The 13,909-nt window shown below is 68.8% G+C and carries 14 protein-coding genes; 5 read left to right on the forward strand and 9 right to left on the reverse strand.

Annotated features, from left to right (window positions below; translation table 11 throughout):
* Positions 1 to 6 precede the first annotated feature (6 nt).
* The 4 genes from D8Y23_RS00335 to D8Y23_RS00350 all read right to left on the reverse strand — a co-directional run bounded on the left by D8Y23_RS00335 (position 7) and on the right by D8Y23_RS00350 (position 4,686).
* The gene (locus tag D8Y23_RS00335; protein WP_128216188.1) at positions 7 to 1,020 is read right to left on the reverse strand and encodes an ABC transporter permease subunit; all 1,014 of its coding nucleotides are present in this window, start codon (positions 1,018 to 1,020) and stop codon (positions 7 to 9) included.
* A complete protein-coding gene (locus D8Y23_RS00340) occupies positions 1,020 to 2,063 on the reverse strand; it encodes an ABC transporter permease (RefSeq protein ID WP_128216189.1) in 1,044 nt (347 codons plus the stop codon). The genes D8Y23_RS00335 and D8Y23_RS00340 overlap by 1 nt, the downstream gene beginning before the upstream one ends.
* A complete protein-coding gene (locus D8Y23_RS00345; protein WP_128216190.1) occupies positions 2,060 to 3,610 on the reverse strand; it encodes a sugar ABC transporter ATP-binding protein in 1,551 nt (516 codons plus the stop codon). The genes D8Y23_RS00340 and D8Y23_RS00345 overlap by 4 nt, the downstream gene beginning before the upstream one ends.
* A gap of 98 nt (positions 3,611 to 3,708) precedes the next feature.
* Entirely contained in the window at positions 3,709 to 4,686 is a 978-nt protein-coding gene (locus D8Y23_RS00350) for an ABC transporter substrate-binding protein (RefSeq protein ID WP_128216191.1), read from the reverse strand.
* Between the two features lie 239 nt (positions 4,687 to 4,925).
* Here D8Y23_RS00350 and D8Y23_RS00355 point away from each other — a divergent pair, with 239 nt between their 5' ends.
* Positions 4,926 to 5,486, forward strand: coding sequence for a flavin reductase family protein (locus D8Y23_RS00355; protein WP_128216192.1), 561 nt, complete (start codon positions 4,926 to 4,928; stop codon positions 5,484 to 5,486).
* 6 nt (positions 5,487 to 5,492) lie between these two features.
* On the opposite strand, the gene D8Y23_RS00360 is transcribed toward D8Y23_RS00355, so the two are convergent.
* Complete coding sequence (locus D8Y23_RS00360) at positions 5,493 to 6,386, reverse strand: DUF808 domain-containing protein (RefSeq protein WP_128216193.1); 894 nt, start codon at positions 6,384 to 6,386, stop codon at positions 5,493 to 5,495.
* Positions 6,387 to 6,556: 170 nt separating this feature from the next.
* Here D8Y23_RS00360 and D8Y23_RS16645 point away from each other — a divergent pair, with 170 nt between their 5' ends.
* The 4 genes from D8Y23_RS16645 (at position 6,557) to D8Y23_RS00380 (ending at position 9,226) form a co-directional block, all read left to right on the forward strand.
* The gene (locus D8Y23_RS16645; RefSeq protein ID WP_164878084.1) at positions 6,557 to 7,540 is read left to right on the forward strand and encodes a MauE/DoxX family redox-associated membrane protein; all 984 of its coding nucleotides are present in this window, start codon (positions 6,557 to 6,559) and stop codon (positions 7,538 to 7,540) included.
* Positions 7,541 to 7,638: 98 nt separating this feature from the next.
* A complete protein-coding gene (locus D8Y23_RS00370; RefSeq protein ID WP_128216194.1) occupies positions 7,639 to 8,229 on the forward strand; it encodes a molybdopterin-dependent oxidoreductase in 591 nt (196 codons plus the stop codon).
* Positions 8,226 to 8,966 (forward strand): FAD-binding oxidoreductase, encoded by a 741-nt coding sequence (locus D8Y23_RS00375; protein WP_128216195.1) that lies wholly within the window; start codon positions 8,226 to 8,228, stop codon positions 8,964 to 8,966. Before D8Y23_RS00370 ends, D8Y23_RS00375 begins: the two co-directional genes overlap by 4 nt.
* Positions 8,966 to 9,226, forward strand: coding sequence for a DUF6510 family protein (locus tag D8Y23_RS00380; RefSeq protein WP_128216196.1), 261 nt, complete (start codon positions 8,966 to 8,968; stop codon positions 9,224 to 9,226). The genes D8Y23_RS00375 and D8Y23_RS00380 overlap by 1 nt, the downstream gene beginning before the upstream one ends.
* Before the next feature lie 98 nt (positions 9,227 to 9,324).
* On the opposite strand, the gene D8Y23_RS00385 is transcribed toward D8Y23_RS00380, so the two are convergent.
* The 4 genes from D8Y23_RS00385 to D8Y23_RS00400 are packed head-to-tail and all read right to left on the reverse strand — an operon-like array spanning position 9,325 to position 13,873.
* The gene (locus D8Y23_RS00385) at positions 9,325 to 11,163 is read right to left on the reverse strand and encodes a choice-of-anchor Q domain-containing protein (RefSeq protein WP_128216197.1); all 1,839 of its coding nucleotides are present in this window, start codon (positions 11,161 to 11,163) and stop codon (positions 9,325 to 9,327) included.
* Positions 11,164 to 11,199: 36 nt separating this feature from the next.
* Positions 11,200 to 12,075 (reverse strand): ribokinase, encoded by an 876-nt coding sequence (locus tag D8Y23_RS00390; protein ID WP_128216198.1) that lies wholly within the window; start codon positions 12,073 to 12,075, stop codon positions 11,200 to 11,202.
* The gene (locus D8Y23_RS00395; protein WP_128216199.1) at positions 12,072 to 12,914 is read right to left on the reverse strand and encodes a carbohydrate ABC transporter permease; all 843 of its coding nucleotides are present in this window, start codon (positions 12,912 to 12,914) and stop codon (positions 12,072 to 12,074) included. Before D8Y23_RS00395 ends, D8Y23_RS00390 begins: the two co-directional genes overlap by 4 nt.
* Positions 12,911 to 13,873, reverse strand: a complete 963-nt coding sequence (locus tag D8Y23_RS00400) for a carbohydrate ABC transporter permease (protein ID WP_128216200.1) — start codon at positions 13,871 to 13,873, stop codon at positions 12,911 to 12,913. Before D8Y23_RS00400 ends, D8Y23_RS00395 begins: the two co-directional genes overlap by 4 nt.
* Between the last annotated feature and the right edge of the window lie 36 nt (positions 13,874 to 13,909).

Genomic DNA, 13,909 nt, shown 5'->3' on the forward strand with positions numbered 1-13,909 from the left:
GGCGCGTCACCTGCTGAGCGCCGACCGGGAGACGATGATCCGTTGCACCACGACGAACAGCAGCAGCAGCGCACCGACCGTGATGCGCGTCCAGGACTGCTCGGCACCCGAGAACGAGATGATCGTGCGGATCAGGCCGTAGACGAAGACGCCGATCATCGAGCCGAGCACGAATCCGCTCCCGCCCGTGAGCAACGTCCCTCCGATGACGACGGCCGCGATGGTGTCGAGCTCGGTCCCGACGCCGTTCAGGGGGTAGCCGGCCCCGGAGTAGGCGGTCAGCACGATCCCGGCGAGGCCCGCGCACACGCCGCTGATGACGTACACCGAGAGCTTGGCGCGCACGACGGGCAGTCCCATGAGTCGCGCGGACTGCTCGTTGCCGCCGACGGCGTAGACGGTGCGACCGAACCGCGTGAAGCGGAGCACGAATGCCGCGAGCGCCACCGTGAGCAGGGCGATGATGCCGGTGGGCGTGATGTACCACCCGGCGAGGGAGAACCGGGTGGACTGCAGCCAGAGCAGACCCTCGTCGTCGACCTTGATCGACTGCAGGCTGACGACGAATGCGAGGCCGCGGGCAAGGAACATACCGATGAGCGAAGCGATGAACGGTTGGACGTCGAAGAACTGCACGAGCACACCGATCAGCAGCCCGATCGCCGCGCCGATCAGGATCATCGCGGGTATCGCGACGGCGACCGGGACCCCCTGCGAGAGAAGACTGGCGCACAGGATGCCGGTGAACGCCATGACCGCGCCGACCGAGAGGTCGATGCCCCCGGTGAGGATGACGAAGGTCATGCCGACCGCGAGGACGAGCAGGTAGGCGTTGTCGAGCAGGATCGACGACAGGATCCGCGGGAGCTGGAAGTTGGGGAAGTACGCCATCGACCCCGCGATCATGATGACGAGGATCGCGATCGCGGCGAACACCGGGATCCACGAGACGTGGCGGCTCAGGAATCGGCGGTAGGTCGTGGGAGCGGCGGAGCCGCGCTCGGCGGTGAGAGTGACCATCAGGACAGCACCTTTGCGTCGGGACGTCGGGTGAGGGGGCGCAGGGCCGAGCGGCCCGCGGTCTGGAAGAACGCGCGGAAGCGGCGCGACTGCAGCAGGACCACGATCAGCACGGCCGCGGCCATGAAGACGGGACTGACGGCGGGCGGGACGCCCAGGAAGGTGATGGTGCTCTTCAGCGTCTGGATCGTGAACACACCGACCACCGTTCCGGCGAGGCTGAACTTGCCGCCGGCGAGGGAGGTGCCGCCGAGGACCACCGCGAGGATGGCATCCAGTTCGATGTAGAGGCCGGCGGCGTTGGCGTCGGCCGCCATGATGTTCGAGCTGTAGAGGACACCGGCCATCCCCGCGAGCGTGCCGCTGGCGATGTACGCGCCCCAGATGATGCCGCGCGAGCGCACACCTGCGAGCCGGCTGGCCTCGGGGTTGATGCCCACCGCCTCGGTCAGCATGCCCAGCGCCGTGCGACGCTCCACGATGCCGACGACGATCACCGCGGCGATCGAGACGTAGAAGGCGAACGGCAGTCCCAGCACGTATCCCTGCGCCATGAACTGATACGGATCGCTGTTGATCGTCGTGATGAAGCCCTTGGTGATGAGCAGGGCGACACCACGGCCGGCGAGCATCAGCACGAGCGTGGCGATGATGGGTTGGATACCGAGCACGGAGACGAGGAAGCCGTTCCAGACGCCCAGCAGCAGAGCGCTGCCGACCGCGGCCGCGATCGCGACCATGACGACCCCGAGGTTGCCCGGCTCGGGCGACGCCTCGATGATCGTCAGCGCGACAGCACCCGAGACGGCCATGATCGCGCCGACCGACAGATCGATGCCGCGCGTCGCGATGACGAGCGTCATGCCGAGGGCGACCAGCATGAGCGGCGCGCTGTTGCGCAGGATGTCGATCAGCGACCCGTAGAGCTGACCGTTCTGCACCGTGATGCTGAGGAACGACGGCCGCGAGATCGTGTTGACGGCGATGAGCGCGACCAGAGCGGCGATCGGCCACACGAGGCGGTGCGAAAGGAACTTCTTCATGCGATCTTCTCCCGATCGGACGACGTTGTCTCGGGCTGCCCCTCGGCGATGTAGGCCACGAGGGCGTCGAGGTCGACGTCTCGGGTGGCCAGCTCGCCGATCTTACGACGGTCGCGCAGCACGGCCACGCGCTGAGCGATGCGGAGCACCTCTTCCAGCTCGGACGAGATGAACACGACGGACAGGCCCTTCTCGGCGAGCTCGGCGACCTTCCGCTGGATGTCCGCCTTCGCGCCGACATCGATACCGCGGGTGGGCTCGTCGAGGATCAGCAGTTCGGGGGCCGTGGCGAGCCAGCGCGCCAGCAGGACCTTCTGCTGGTTGCCCCCGGAGAGGTTGCGGATGAGCGCGTTCGGGTTCGCGGGGCGCACCCCCAGCGCCGTGATGTAGTCGTCGACGATGGCCTGCACCTCGGTGGAACCGAGCTTGCGCAGCGCACCGCGACGGGCCTGGATGCCGAGGATGATGTTCTCGGCGACGGTGAGGTCGCCGACGATGCCCTCGGCGCGGCGGTCCTCGGACGAGAACGCGATGCCGCGGTCGAGGGCGTGGCGCGGTGAACCGAGGCGCGACGGGGAGCCGCCGACCTCGACCTGGCCCTGGTCGGCGCGGTCCGCGCCGGCGATGAGGCGGGCGAGTTCGGTGCGCCCCGAGCCGAGGAGACCCGCCAGGCCGACGATCTCTCCGGGGAAGACCTCGAGGTCGATCGGCTCGAGGGCGTTCTTGCGGGCCAGAGAGACGGCTTTCAGCGCGGGCGTGCCGGAGCGATCGATCGGACGCTCGGCGCTGGCCGAGATGGCATCCAGTTCGCCGAGCTCGCGGCCGATCATCTTCGCCACCAGTTGCTCGCGCCCGAGCTCGGCGATCGGGTACTCCCCCACGAGAGTGCCGTTGCGCAGGACCGTGAGGCGGTCGGAGATCTCGTAGATCTGGTCGAGGAAGTGCGAGACGAACAGGATCGCGACGCCGCGGTCGCGGAGATCCCGGATGACGCCGAAGAGCTGCTCGACCTCGCCGCGGTCGAGGCTGGACGTGGGCTCATCGAGCACGAGAACGGTGGTGTCCACGACCATGGCCCGACTGATCGCGACGAGTTGCTGCACCGCGATCGAGTGGCTCGCCAGGATGGAGCGGGTGTCGATGTCCAGGCCGAGTTCGGCGAGCGCTGTCGCTGCGGCGGCGTGGGTGGCGCGCCAGTCGACCATCCCCGCGCGCCGGATCTCGTTGCCGAGCATCACGTTCTCGCCGACGGACAGGTTCTGGCAGAGGTTGACCTCTTGGTAGACGGTCGCGATTCCCGACGCCTGAGCGTCGGCGGTGGAGCGGAACGACCGCTCCTCGCCCTGGACGCGGATGGTGCCGGAGTCGATCCCGTACACGCCGGTGAGCGCCTTGATGAGGGTGGACTTGCCGGCGCCGTTCTCTCCCATGAGGGAGTGGACCTCACCGGGATACAGGGTGAAGTCCACGCCGTCGAGCGCCTTCACTCCGGGGAAGGAGATGCTGATACCGCGCATCGCGACGACGGCAGCGCGTTCGGATGTCATGCTCGATCGCTTTCTCAGGGGGTCAGTGGAGGGTGTGCGGGGCCGGAGTCGGCCCCGCACACCCGAGGGGTGCGGACGCGGAGGCGTCCGCGGGTGGATCAGTACTTGCGGTCGGGCAGAGCGGCCTTGGCCTGCTCCTGGTCGAATGCCTGGTCTTCGACGATGTACTGCTTGTCGACCGACTCGCCGTCGACGACCTTCTTGACGACCTCGGCGACCTTCTCACCGAGCAGCGGGTTGCACTCCACGATGTAGTTGAACTCACCGTCGGCCAGAGCCGTCATGCCGTCCTTGACCGCGTCGATCGTGACGATCTTGATGTCGGTGCCGGGCGTGAGGCCGGCGGCCTTGATCGCGTCCAGGGCTCCGAGACCCATGTCGTCGTTGTGGGCGAACAGCAGGTTGATCTGCGAGCCGTACTTCTGGAGGAAGCCCTCCATGACCGTCTTGCCCTCGGCGCGGGTGAAGTTGCCGGTCTGCGAGTCGAGCACCGTGATGTCGGTGCCCTCGATGGCCGTGGCGAATCCGGTCGCGCGGTCGGTCGCGGCGGACGACCCCGTGGTGCCCTCGAGGATGACAAGGTTGGTCGGCGTGGAACCGAAGTTCTCGGCGACCCATTCGCCGGCCGTCTCGCCCTCCTTCTCGAAGTCGAGACCGATCCAGCTGGCGTACAGGTCCTCGGAGGCCGACACGGTGCGATCCTCGAGGATGACGGGGATGCCGGCGTCCTTCGCCTCCTGCAGCACGTCGTCCCACCCGTCGGTGACGATCGGGGCGAGCACGATGGCATCCACGCCCTGGTTGATGAAGCTGCGGACGGCCGCGATCTGCGCCTCGGGCTTGTTGTCGGCCGCGTTGAAGATGAGGTTGAAGCCGTTCGCCTCCGAGAACGCCTCCTTCATCGACTCGGTGTTGGCGCTGCGCCACCCGCTCTCGGAGCCGGTCTGCGCGAAGCCGACGGTGATGACGTCGTCGCCCCCACCCCCGGCCGGGGTGCCGCCGCCGGCGCAGCCGGATGCGGTGAGAGCGATCGCGCCCACGAGCGCGAGTCCAGCGAGGGTCTTCTTCGCCTTCATGTTGAAACCTCCTCGTTTCGCCGGCTGCGTCGCCGGTTCATGTGATGCAGCCCCCTCGGGCGGGCTGACTCCTGAATGTTAGCGCTCACACTCTGTGCCGTGTCAAGAATCTTTCGAGCGGGAAATATCGCAGAGGCGGCGATGTGAAGCCTCACATTGCGGCGCCGACGGCCCGCCGCGTGTGTCGCATCGTGTCGACGTGCGGTGCCGCACGCGCCGACGGGGGTTACCGTCGAGGTATGACTTCCCTTCCGCAGGAGCGGCCCGAGAGCACGCCGACCATCGGCACGTCCGTGACGGCGGACGACTTCAAGCGCGCGTTCCGTGGTCATCCCGGTGGCATCGCGGTGATCACCGCCTACGGCGAGCACGGCCCCGTGGCCCTCACCGCCTCGTCGGTGTCGTCGGTGTCGGCCGACCCGCCGCTGCTCATCTTCTCGGTCTCGAGCCTGTCGTCGGCGACCCCGACGATCGTGGCGGCGTCGACGATCGTGGTGCACCTGCTCGACGCCGAGGACATCGGCCTCGCCCGCGCCGGCGCGACGAGCGGGCTCGACCGCTTCGCCGACACCTCCGCCTGGTCACGCCTTCCGACGGGAGAGCCCGTCTATCACGGGGTCCGCGCGTGGCTGCGCTGCGCCGTGGTGAGCCGGATGGATGCCGGCGGCTCGACCGTCATCGCCGCCCAGGCCCTGCAGGTCGACGTCGAGCGCGACCTCGAGCCGGGCGAGCCCGGCGCGGCCCTGGTGTACCACAACCGCACGTGGCACCGCCTGGGCGAGCACTCGCGGCTGGACTGACCGCCCTCAGTGCGCCGCGTCGGTCTTCTCGCCGCGGCGGAACACGCGGCCGACGACCGTCACCACGGCGACGATGACGAGCCCCAGGATCAGGCCGAACACCGCCGAGATCGCGGTGTCGACGATCCACACCACCACCGGGCCGGCGGCCTCGACGAGGTGGGTCACGGCGTGCACGAGATCGAGCGGCCCGTGCCATAGGGTCTCGGCGAGGTTGGCGACGACGAGGTGCCCACCCACCCACAGCATGGCGACGGTCCCGATCACACTGATGACGCGGAAGACGGCGGGCATGGATGCCACGACCCGTGCCCCGAAGCGACGGACTGCACGCGTCGGACTCTTCATGAACCGCAGTCCGATGTCGTCGATCTTCACCAGCAGCGCGACGGCGCCGTAGACCAGCACCGTCATTCCGAGCCCGATGACCAGCAACGCGCCGAGGGTCATCCAGATGCCGAAGCCCGGGTCGAGGCTCGACAGCGCGATGAGCATGATCTCGGTGCTGAGGATCAGGTCGGTGCGCACCGCCCCGAGCACGAGCTTGCGCTCGTCGCGCGGACCATCATCGGCGTGCCCGTGGGAGACGCCGAACCACTCGAGCACCTTCTCCGCACCCTCGAAGCAGAGGAATCCCCCGCCGATGATGAGCAGGAACGGCAGCACTCCCGGGGCGAAAGCCGTCAGGAGCAGGGCGATGGGGATGATGACGACGTACTTGTTGATGATGCTGCCGAGCGCGATCTTCCAGACGACCGGAAGCTCACGCGCCGGGGTGATGCCCTGCACGTACTGCGGCGTCACGGCGGCGTCGTCGATGACGACGCCCGCCGTCTTCGCGCTGGCTTTCAGCGCGGCGCTGAGGATGTCATCGACCACGGCGAGCAGACCGACGGACATACGCGATTCCCCCTGGGTGAATGGCTGCCGCGGGAGCCGCGCGCAGGTGACGGTGTCGTCACTGCGACCCTAGCGGCCCGGCGTGGGGACGGGCGCGGGCACGGGTTCACCCCTACGGACCCGGCTCGGGTCGCGACGCGTGCCACACCGCAGCGCGGCACCCTGGAGGGATGCTCGGGCCGTTCACCCTCTCCGCCTTCGTCGTCGCCACCGTCCTCGTCCTCAGCGGGGTCGGGAAGATGCTCGCCCTCGATGCCGCACCCTCGACCTTGCGCGCCCTCCGCCTTTCGGGACTCCCGACCCGCGGCGTGGTCGCCGCCGTGGCCGTCGCCGAGCTCTCCGTGGCCGGCGGGCTCCTCCTCGGTTCCGGTGCCCTCGCGGTTGCCGCGGCCGGTGCCGCCCTCGCCCTCTCGACCGTCTTCCTCGCCGTCGGCCTGCGCGCTCAGGCCCTCTCCTCGACGGACGATTGCGGCTGCTTCGGCCGTCTGGCATCCACCCGGATCGGTCCGGCGATGACGGTCCGCAACACGGCGATCACCGTGCTGGCAGCTCTTGCGCTGGTCGGAGCCTCGATCGATCCTCTCGCGCCGTCGGTGGCGGAGCGCCTGTGGGTTTCGCCGCTCACGGCCGCGGCGCTGGTCGCCGTCGTCGCCGCGATTGCCGTGATCGGAGGGACGCTGCGTGCGTCCGTCCGCCCCACGGCGAAGCAGGCGGGAGAGGTTCCCGACGCCGCCCTCATCACGCCGGACGGGGGTGTCGTCGTTCCGCGGCAGCGCGCTTTGCGCGGACGCGCGCAGCTGCTGCTGTTCGTCCGACGCGGATGCAGTTCGTGCGAGAACCTCATCGACCGGATGACGTGGGACCGTGCTCTCCTCGAGACTCTCGTCGACGTGCGGCTGATCGTGCCCGTGGGCGACGATTCCGCGTTGAGCACGGCCGGCGAGGGGCTGCACGCGGACCCCTCCGGGGAGTTCGCGGTGGCGCTCGGCATCCCCGGCGACCGTCCGGTCGGGGTGCTGCTGACCACGAGGGGCGAGGTGCTGGAGCCGGTCGCCATCGGGGGCGAGGAGACGGCGTCGCTCGTCGACAGCGTGCTGGCGGCGGCCGCCGACGCCCGCGGTCCGCGCGCCGACGAGGGCCTGTCCACGACCTGACCGTCCGCCGACCCGGGCGTCCGACGATCGTCCCTGTCGCGGCCCCGCCGACGTGGCTAGGGTGAAACTCGTCCGCTCGCGGGAGGAAAGAGGCATCCATGTCGTTCATCACTCGAGGCTTCTCCGGACGCCGCGCCGAGCGCGATCCGCGCCTTCCCCCCGGCCAGACCCTGGTGGGCGACTGGCCGGTGCTCTCGGCCGGGCCCACCCCCGAGATCGACGCGGACGACTGGGAGTTCGTCGTCCGCACCGAGAACGGCGACCACCGCTGGAACATCGCACAGCTGCAGGCGCTGGGCATGGAGGACATCACGGTCGACATCCACTGCGTGACGCACTGGACGAAGCTCGACATGCCGTGGCGCGGGGTGTCGCTCGACCGCATCTTCGACGAGGTCGAAACGGCGCACGATTATGTCATGGCCCACTCGTACGGCGGGTACACCACGAACGTGCCGCTCGAGGACCTCCTCGACGGCAAGAGCTGGATCGCCTTCGAGGCCGATGGTGAGCCGTTGACGCCCGAGCACGGCGGCCCCGCGCGCCTCCTCGTTCCGCACCTGTACTTCTGGAAGAGCGCGAAGTGGGTGCGTGGCCTCGTGACCATGCCCGACGACGATCCCGGGTTCTGGGAGCAGAACGGTTACCACCTCCACGGCGATCCGTGGCAGGAGGAGCGGTACTGGTGACGCGCCGCCCGACCGCCTGGCACACCGCGACGGTGGTCGACGTGCGGCCCGAGACGCCGACGGCGAAACGCCTCTACCTCGACGTGCCGACGTGGCCGGGCAACGACGCCGGGGCGCACCTCGATCTGCGCCTCACCGCACCCGACGGCTACCAGGCCTCTCGGTCGTACTCGATCGCCTCGTCGGGCGACGGCACGCGGGTCGTCCTCGCCGTGGACGAGGTGCCGGACGGCGAGGTCTCCCCTTTCCTCGTCCACGATCTGCGGGTCGGCGACGAGATCGAGGTGCACGGCCCGCTCGGCGCATTCTTCGTGTGGACGCCGCCCACGGACGACGACCCGCGACCGGTGCAGCTGATCGCCGGCGGCTCCGGCGTCGTGCCGCTGTACGCCATGGCCCAGGCGCACGCGGTCGCCGGTGACGCGAGCGAGTTCCGCCTGCTGTACTCGGTGCGAACCCCGGACGACGTGTTCTTCCGCGACGAGATCGCGGCGCTGGCGGAGTCGCGCGCCGTCGACCTCGATCTCGTCTTCACGCGCAGCTCCCCGCCCGAGGCGTCCGTTCCCCCCGCCCGACTCACGGCCGAGCGCCTGCGCGACGCGGTCGTCCCGGCCGCGCACAACCCCCGCGTGTACGTGTGCGGTCCGACCCCGTTCGTCGAGGCCGTGTCGCGCTGGCTCCTCGACGCCGGGCACCGGCCCGGCGACATCCGCACCGAGCGATTCGGAGGCTCGTGATGGACGTTCTCGACGGCAACGCGCTGGCCGGCCGGCTGGCCGACCTCCTCGGGTGGGATGCCACCGGCTCCCTGATCCGCTGCCGATCCTGCGGCGACGGCGGGGCGGTCGCCCGGGTCGCGGTGTACGTGAGCGCGATGGGCGCCGTCGCACGGTGTCGCTCGTGCGACGCGGTACTCCTGACGGTCGTCGATGCCGTCGGCGGCCGGTCGTGGTTCGGGATGCCGGGCATCGACGCCCTGGAGGTGCGGAAGGCCTAGACCACCTCGCGCTGGAGGGGACACGACCGGTCGGATGGGCACGGGGTCGGGCCGCCGGCCGAGAGGCTCGGTGGACGGCCCGACCCGCGCGTGTCGACCTACAACTGCTGCAGCCAGACGTCGTCGATCTGCTCCCACGTTCCGCCGCCCGCGCCGTACAGGCCCGCGTGGAGTCGGACCGTGGTGTTCGGTCCGCTATCGAAGGAGACGACGTACCGGGTGTAGTCGACGGCCCGACCGTGTCGGAGTTCGCCGATGACGGCGTCCGTCGTCGTCTTGGCCCCCACCCACGCGTTGTTCACTCCCCCGGAGCTGCGCACCCACACCGTGAGCCGATAGGTGGTGTTCGGGGTGACAGCGACCGTCTGACGCAACGCGCCCCAGCCGGTCCCCGACGTTGCGATCCACCCGTTGTCGAGCCCGGAGTGCGATTTCCCGGCGTTGACGTCCAAGCCGTACGTGAGGCTGCCTTGACTCCACCAGGGCGTCGTGCCGGCCGCGATGGCGGTCTGCGACTCGAAACCGCCATCGCTGACGAGGTTCGTTCCGAGCCCGGCGGGCGAGGACTGCAGTTCGTGTGCGCCGATGTCGGTTCCGAGACCGACGCCACGGGGATTGCCGGCCACATCCGTCGCCGAAGCGGTGGTCGTTCCGTTGTCCACCGCCGGGCTGGTCTGCACCGGCCGATAGTCGCGCGCCGCGGCGTCCACGAAAGCGGGCGGCGCGATGATGTCGCCCGCGCCCAGGGCGTAGCTCATCCTCACGGACGGGGCGAACAGATTGTGGTCGTGCGGGAAGTTGAAGACGCTGAACCTGCCCGACGTCTGGAACACGTTGTTCTGGATGGTGGCCCAGCCTGCGCTCGGCGAGGGCCCGGACTCGCGGTAGTAGTACCAGTCGAACAGCGTCGCCGAGTCGAGCGATCGGATCACGGTGTTGTTCTGGACGAGGTATCCGCTGGGCGTCGTCGTAGTGTTCCACGCGATGAACTGTTGATAATCGTCACTGACGTTCTCGGTCAGTGTCACGTTCGACGTGGTCGTCTCGGTGACCTCGAGGAAGCCCTGCGACCCGCGTGAATAGTTGTGGTGGATGGTGATGTCGTCCTTGGAGTAGAGGAATCCCTCGATCTCCACAGCCCCTCCGTCCGCGCCGTAGGGGCTGTTGGTCGACCGGCAGCCGAGAAAGTCGTTGTACGCGAGTTCCACGCCGCTGTTGTTGACCGAGACGCCGATGGCCCCGTACGAGGTCTGGATGCCGGAGTCCGGTCCGCGATAGGCGATGCGGAGGTTCTGGAATGTGTTGTGCAGCACCTTCGAGTCCGCGCCGTAGGTCTTCACCCCGACGCCGACATCGGTGAAGGTACTGTCCTGCACCAACACTCCGGTGCCGTTCCCCGTGATCGCGACAGCGCCGCTGCGTTCGTACTTCGGACCCCGGATCCCCACGCCGTCGGCGTTGTCGAACACCGCCCCGTTGGTGAAGGACAGGTCATCGACGGCGACGTAGGGGGCGTCGACGAGCAGCATGTTCCAGCCACCCGGATTGGTCAGCAGGGGTTGCGGACCCGAACCGTACGCCGTCACGGTGACGGGGCTGGCGCTCGTTCCCCCACCGGAGATCGTCGCCGAGCCGCTGAAGGTGTCTCCACGTTCGAACGCGACGACGTCCCCCGGCGCGAACGTGTGCGCGGTGACTCTGGCCAACGTCCGCCACGCGGACGTCGAGGAGGTTCCGACATTGCCGTCGTCGCCCGCGGTGGCGTCGACGTAGTACACCGTGCCGCCCGCCCCGGCGGAGGGAGTGCCGGAGGTGGATGGCCGCGCACCCGTGGCGGGCGAGAGCGGATCGGCGTTCGCCGGTGACGCGACGATGATCGCGCTCGCCAGGAGGACAAGGGTGGCCGCGTACACGGCACCGGCTCGGATGGTCGTCATTGCTGCTCCTTCGCAGAGAGGGATGCCGGCGGGTCTTCAGCGCTCGGATCGCGCCAGCTGAACGATCCGAGAAGCGGTGGCGACGGCGTGGGCGGTGGCATGCACCAGCGACTCGCCCCGCGCGAGTCGCCCGGCGAGCGCACCCGCGAACGCGTCCCCCGCGCCCGTGGTGTCGACAGCGGCGACGTTCGGAGCGGGAAGGAGCTCGACCGAGGCCCGCGCGGCGACGTAGGCCCCCCGGCCGCCGTCGGTGACGACGACCGAACGACAGACCAGGGAGAGTTCCTCCGCGAGCTCTCGAGCGCTCGCGCCGAGACGGGCGGTGAGGAGCTCCGCCTCGTGCCGATTGACCAGCAGCGGATCGGCGAGAGCGATCAGTCGGTGGTCGAAGTCGATCAGCGGGCTCGGGTTGAAGAGGAACCGTGCGCCGCGGACGGCGCACCAATCGGCGGCGGACGACACGGCCTCTAGCGGAACCTCCAGCTGACTGAGGACGACGACCGGCCGGAGTCGGTCCAGCGACGCGGAGACGTGATCGCCGGTCAGGCCTGCGTTGGCCAGCGGGACCACGATGATGCTGTTCTCCCCGTCCGGGGTGAGGGTGATGAACGCACGCCCCGTCGGACGCGATGAATCGCTCACGGCGTCGATGATGACCCCGGCCCGATCGAGCGCTCCGCGCGCGGCGCGCCCGGCGGCGTCCGATCCCACAGCGGCCACGAGCGCTGTCCGCACCTCCCGTGCTGCCGCCATAGCCTGATTCGCCCCCTTTCCCCCGACGACCTCGAAGATCTCGCGTCCCGGGACGGTCTCGCCGGCCTTCGCACGTCGGTCGGCCGTGACCACGACGTCGAGGTTCACCGACCCGACGACCGTGACGCCGCCGTCGGATCCGGCGGAGATCGACGTCACTCCTTGCTCCCGGTGCTCGCGACCGACGTGACGAAGTAGCGCTGCAGACCGAGGAGGATCACGGCGGGGATGACGGCGAGAATGGCCGTTTCGGCGAAGACCCGACCGTAGTCGGTGGAGAAGGCTCCGAACGACTTGGCGATCGCCACCGGAGCGAGGTCCATCGCCTGCGTCGAGGTGATCAGGATCGGCCAGAGGTAGGCCTGCCACTGGAACAGGAACAGGATGAGTCCGGCACCGATGAGCGCTGGCCGGGTGAGTGGCAGGTAGAGGGACCAATAGATCCGGAACCAGCCGGCCCCGTCGAGGTGCGCTGCTTCCGAGAGCGAACGGGGGATGCCGAGGAAGAACTGCCGCAATGTGAAGACGGCCAGACCGTTTCCGAGTCCCGGCAGAATGAGCGCTACGAGGGTGTTGGCGAGACCCCAATCCGAGATCGTGCGCGACAGAGGAATCGCGATGGCCTCGAACGGGATCAGGAAGCTCAGCACGACAACCGTGAAGACGGCGCCACGACCGCGGAACGGGATCACCGCGAGGGCGAATGCCGCCGCGGAACTGATCAGGAGTCCCACGCCCACCGTGGCGGCGGCGACGACGAGGCTGTTGCTGAGGGCGGTGAGGAATCCGCTGTCGAGCGCGGACCGAAGATTGTCGAGCGTCCACTCCTGGGGCCACAGCACATGCCAGCTCAGGGGGGAGCTCGACGCGAAGGTCTCGGTGGCGGACCGGAAGGTGCTGGCGAGGAGCCAGAGGACGGGGACCAGGAAAGCGAGCGAGATCACCACGGCGAGCGCGGTCAGAAGTGCCCGCGACAGCAGGCGGGGACGGGCGTTCATTCTTCGTTCGCTCCACTTCCCAGCAGGCGGAACTGTATCGCCACGATGACGATCATCAGGGCGAGGAGAACGACCAGCTGAGCCGACGCCTGGTAGGGATCGCTGAGTTCGAAGCTGCGGTGGAAGATGTCGTACATCAGGAAGTTGCTGCGGCCTTCCGGCCCGCCACCGGTGAGAATCTGCACCGGCGCGAACAGGACGAAGTTGGAGACGGTGTCGGCGACCAGCACGAACAGAAGCGGACGCCTGAGCATGGGCAGAGTGACCGAGAAGAAGGTGCGGAGGGGACCTGCTCCGTCGAGGCGGGCCGCCTCGTAGTACACCGGGGGAATGTCGTTGAGGCCCGCGATCAGGAACATCATCCAGTACCCGATGCCGATCCAACTGGCGAGCACGATGATCGACGTCATGACCTGGTCCGGGCTGGTGAACCACGGCTGCGCGGGCACCCCGAACACCTGCAGGAGGCCGTTGACCGGGCCGTCCGGGCGCAGGGCGATGCCCCAGACGATCGTGCTGCCGGCCAGCGGAACAGCCGCGGGCAGGAAGATGAGCGTACGCCACAGGCCGCGCCCCGGGAGGTTCTGGGAGAGAAGGACCGCGAGCAGGAGCGCGAGCAGGATCTGCAACGGATTGACGATCACGTTGAACACCAGTGTCTGGGTGACGCTGTTCCAGAATGCCGGGCTGGAGAACATCTCACCGAACAGGTCGAGCCCGACGAACTCCGGCTCGGCGAGACTGCCGGGAAGACCGCTGCGCGTGGCGTTCACAACCGCGACGACCGTGGGCCAGATCCGCAGCACCAGGATGAGAAGGACGGTCGGGAGGAGGAAGCACGCGGCGGCGATGAGGTCGCGTCGCGTGACGCTCCGACGCCTGCGTCTCACATCGACGGGCGGCAGCCCGGGGTCGTCGACGCGATCGGCGCGATCGAGTTCGTGTGTTGCCGAAGTCATCGTCTCTCTTCCTGATCGCCGGTACCGGGGCACGCA

The organism is Microbacterium enclense (assembly GCF_004022425.1).
Taxonomy (GTDB): Bacteria; Actinomycetota; Actinomycetes; order Actinomycetales; family Microbacteriaceae; genus Microbacterium; species Microbacterium enclense_A.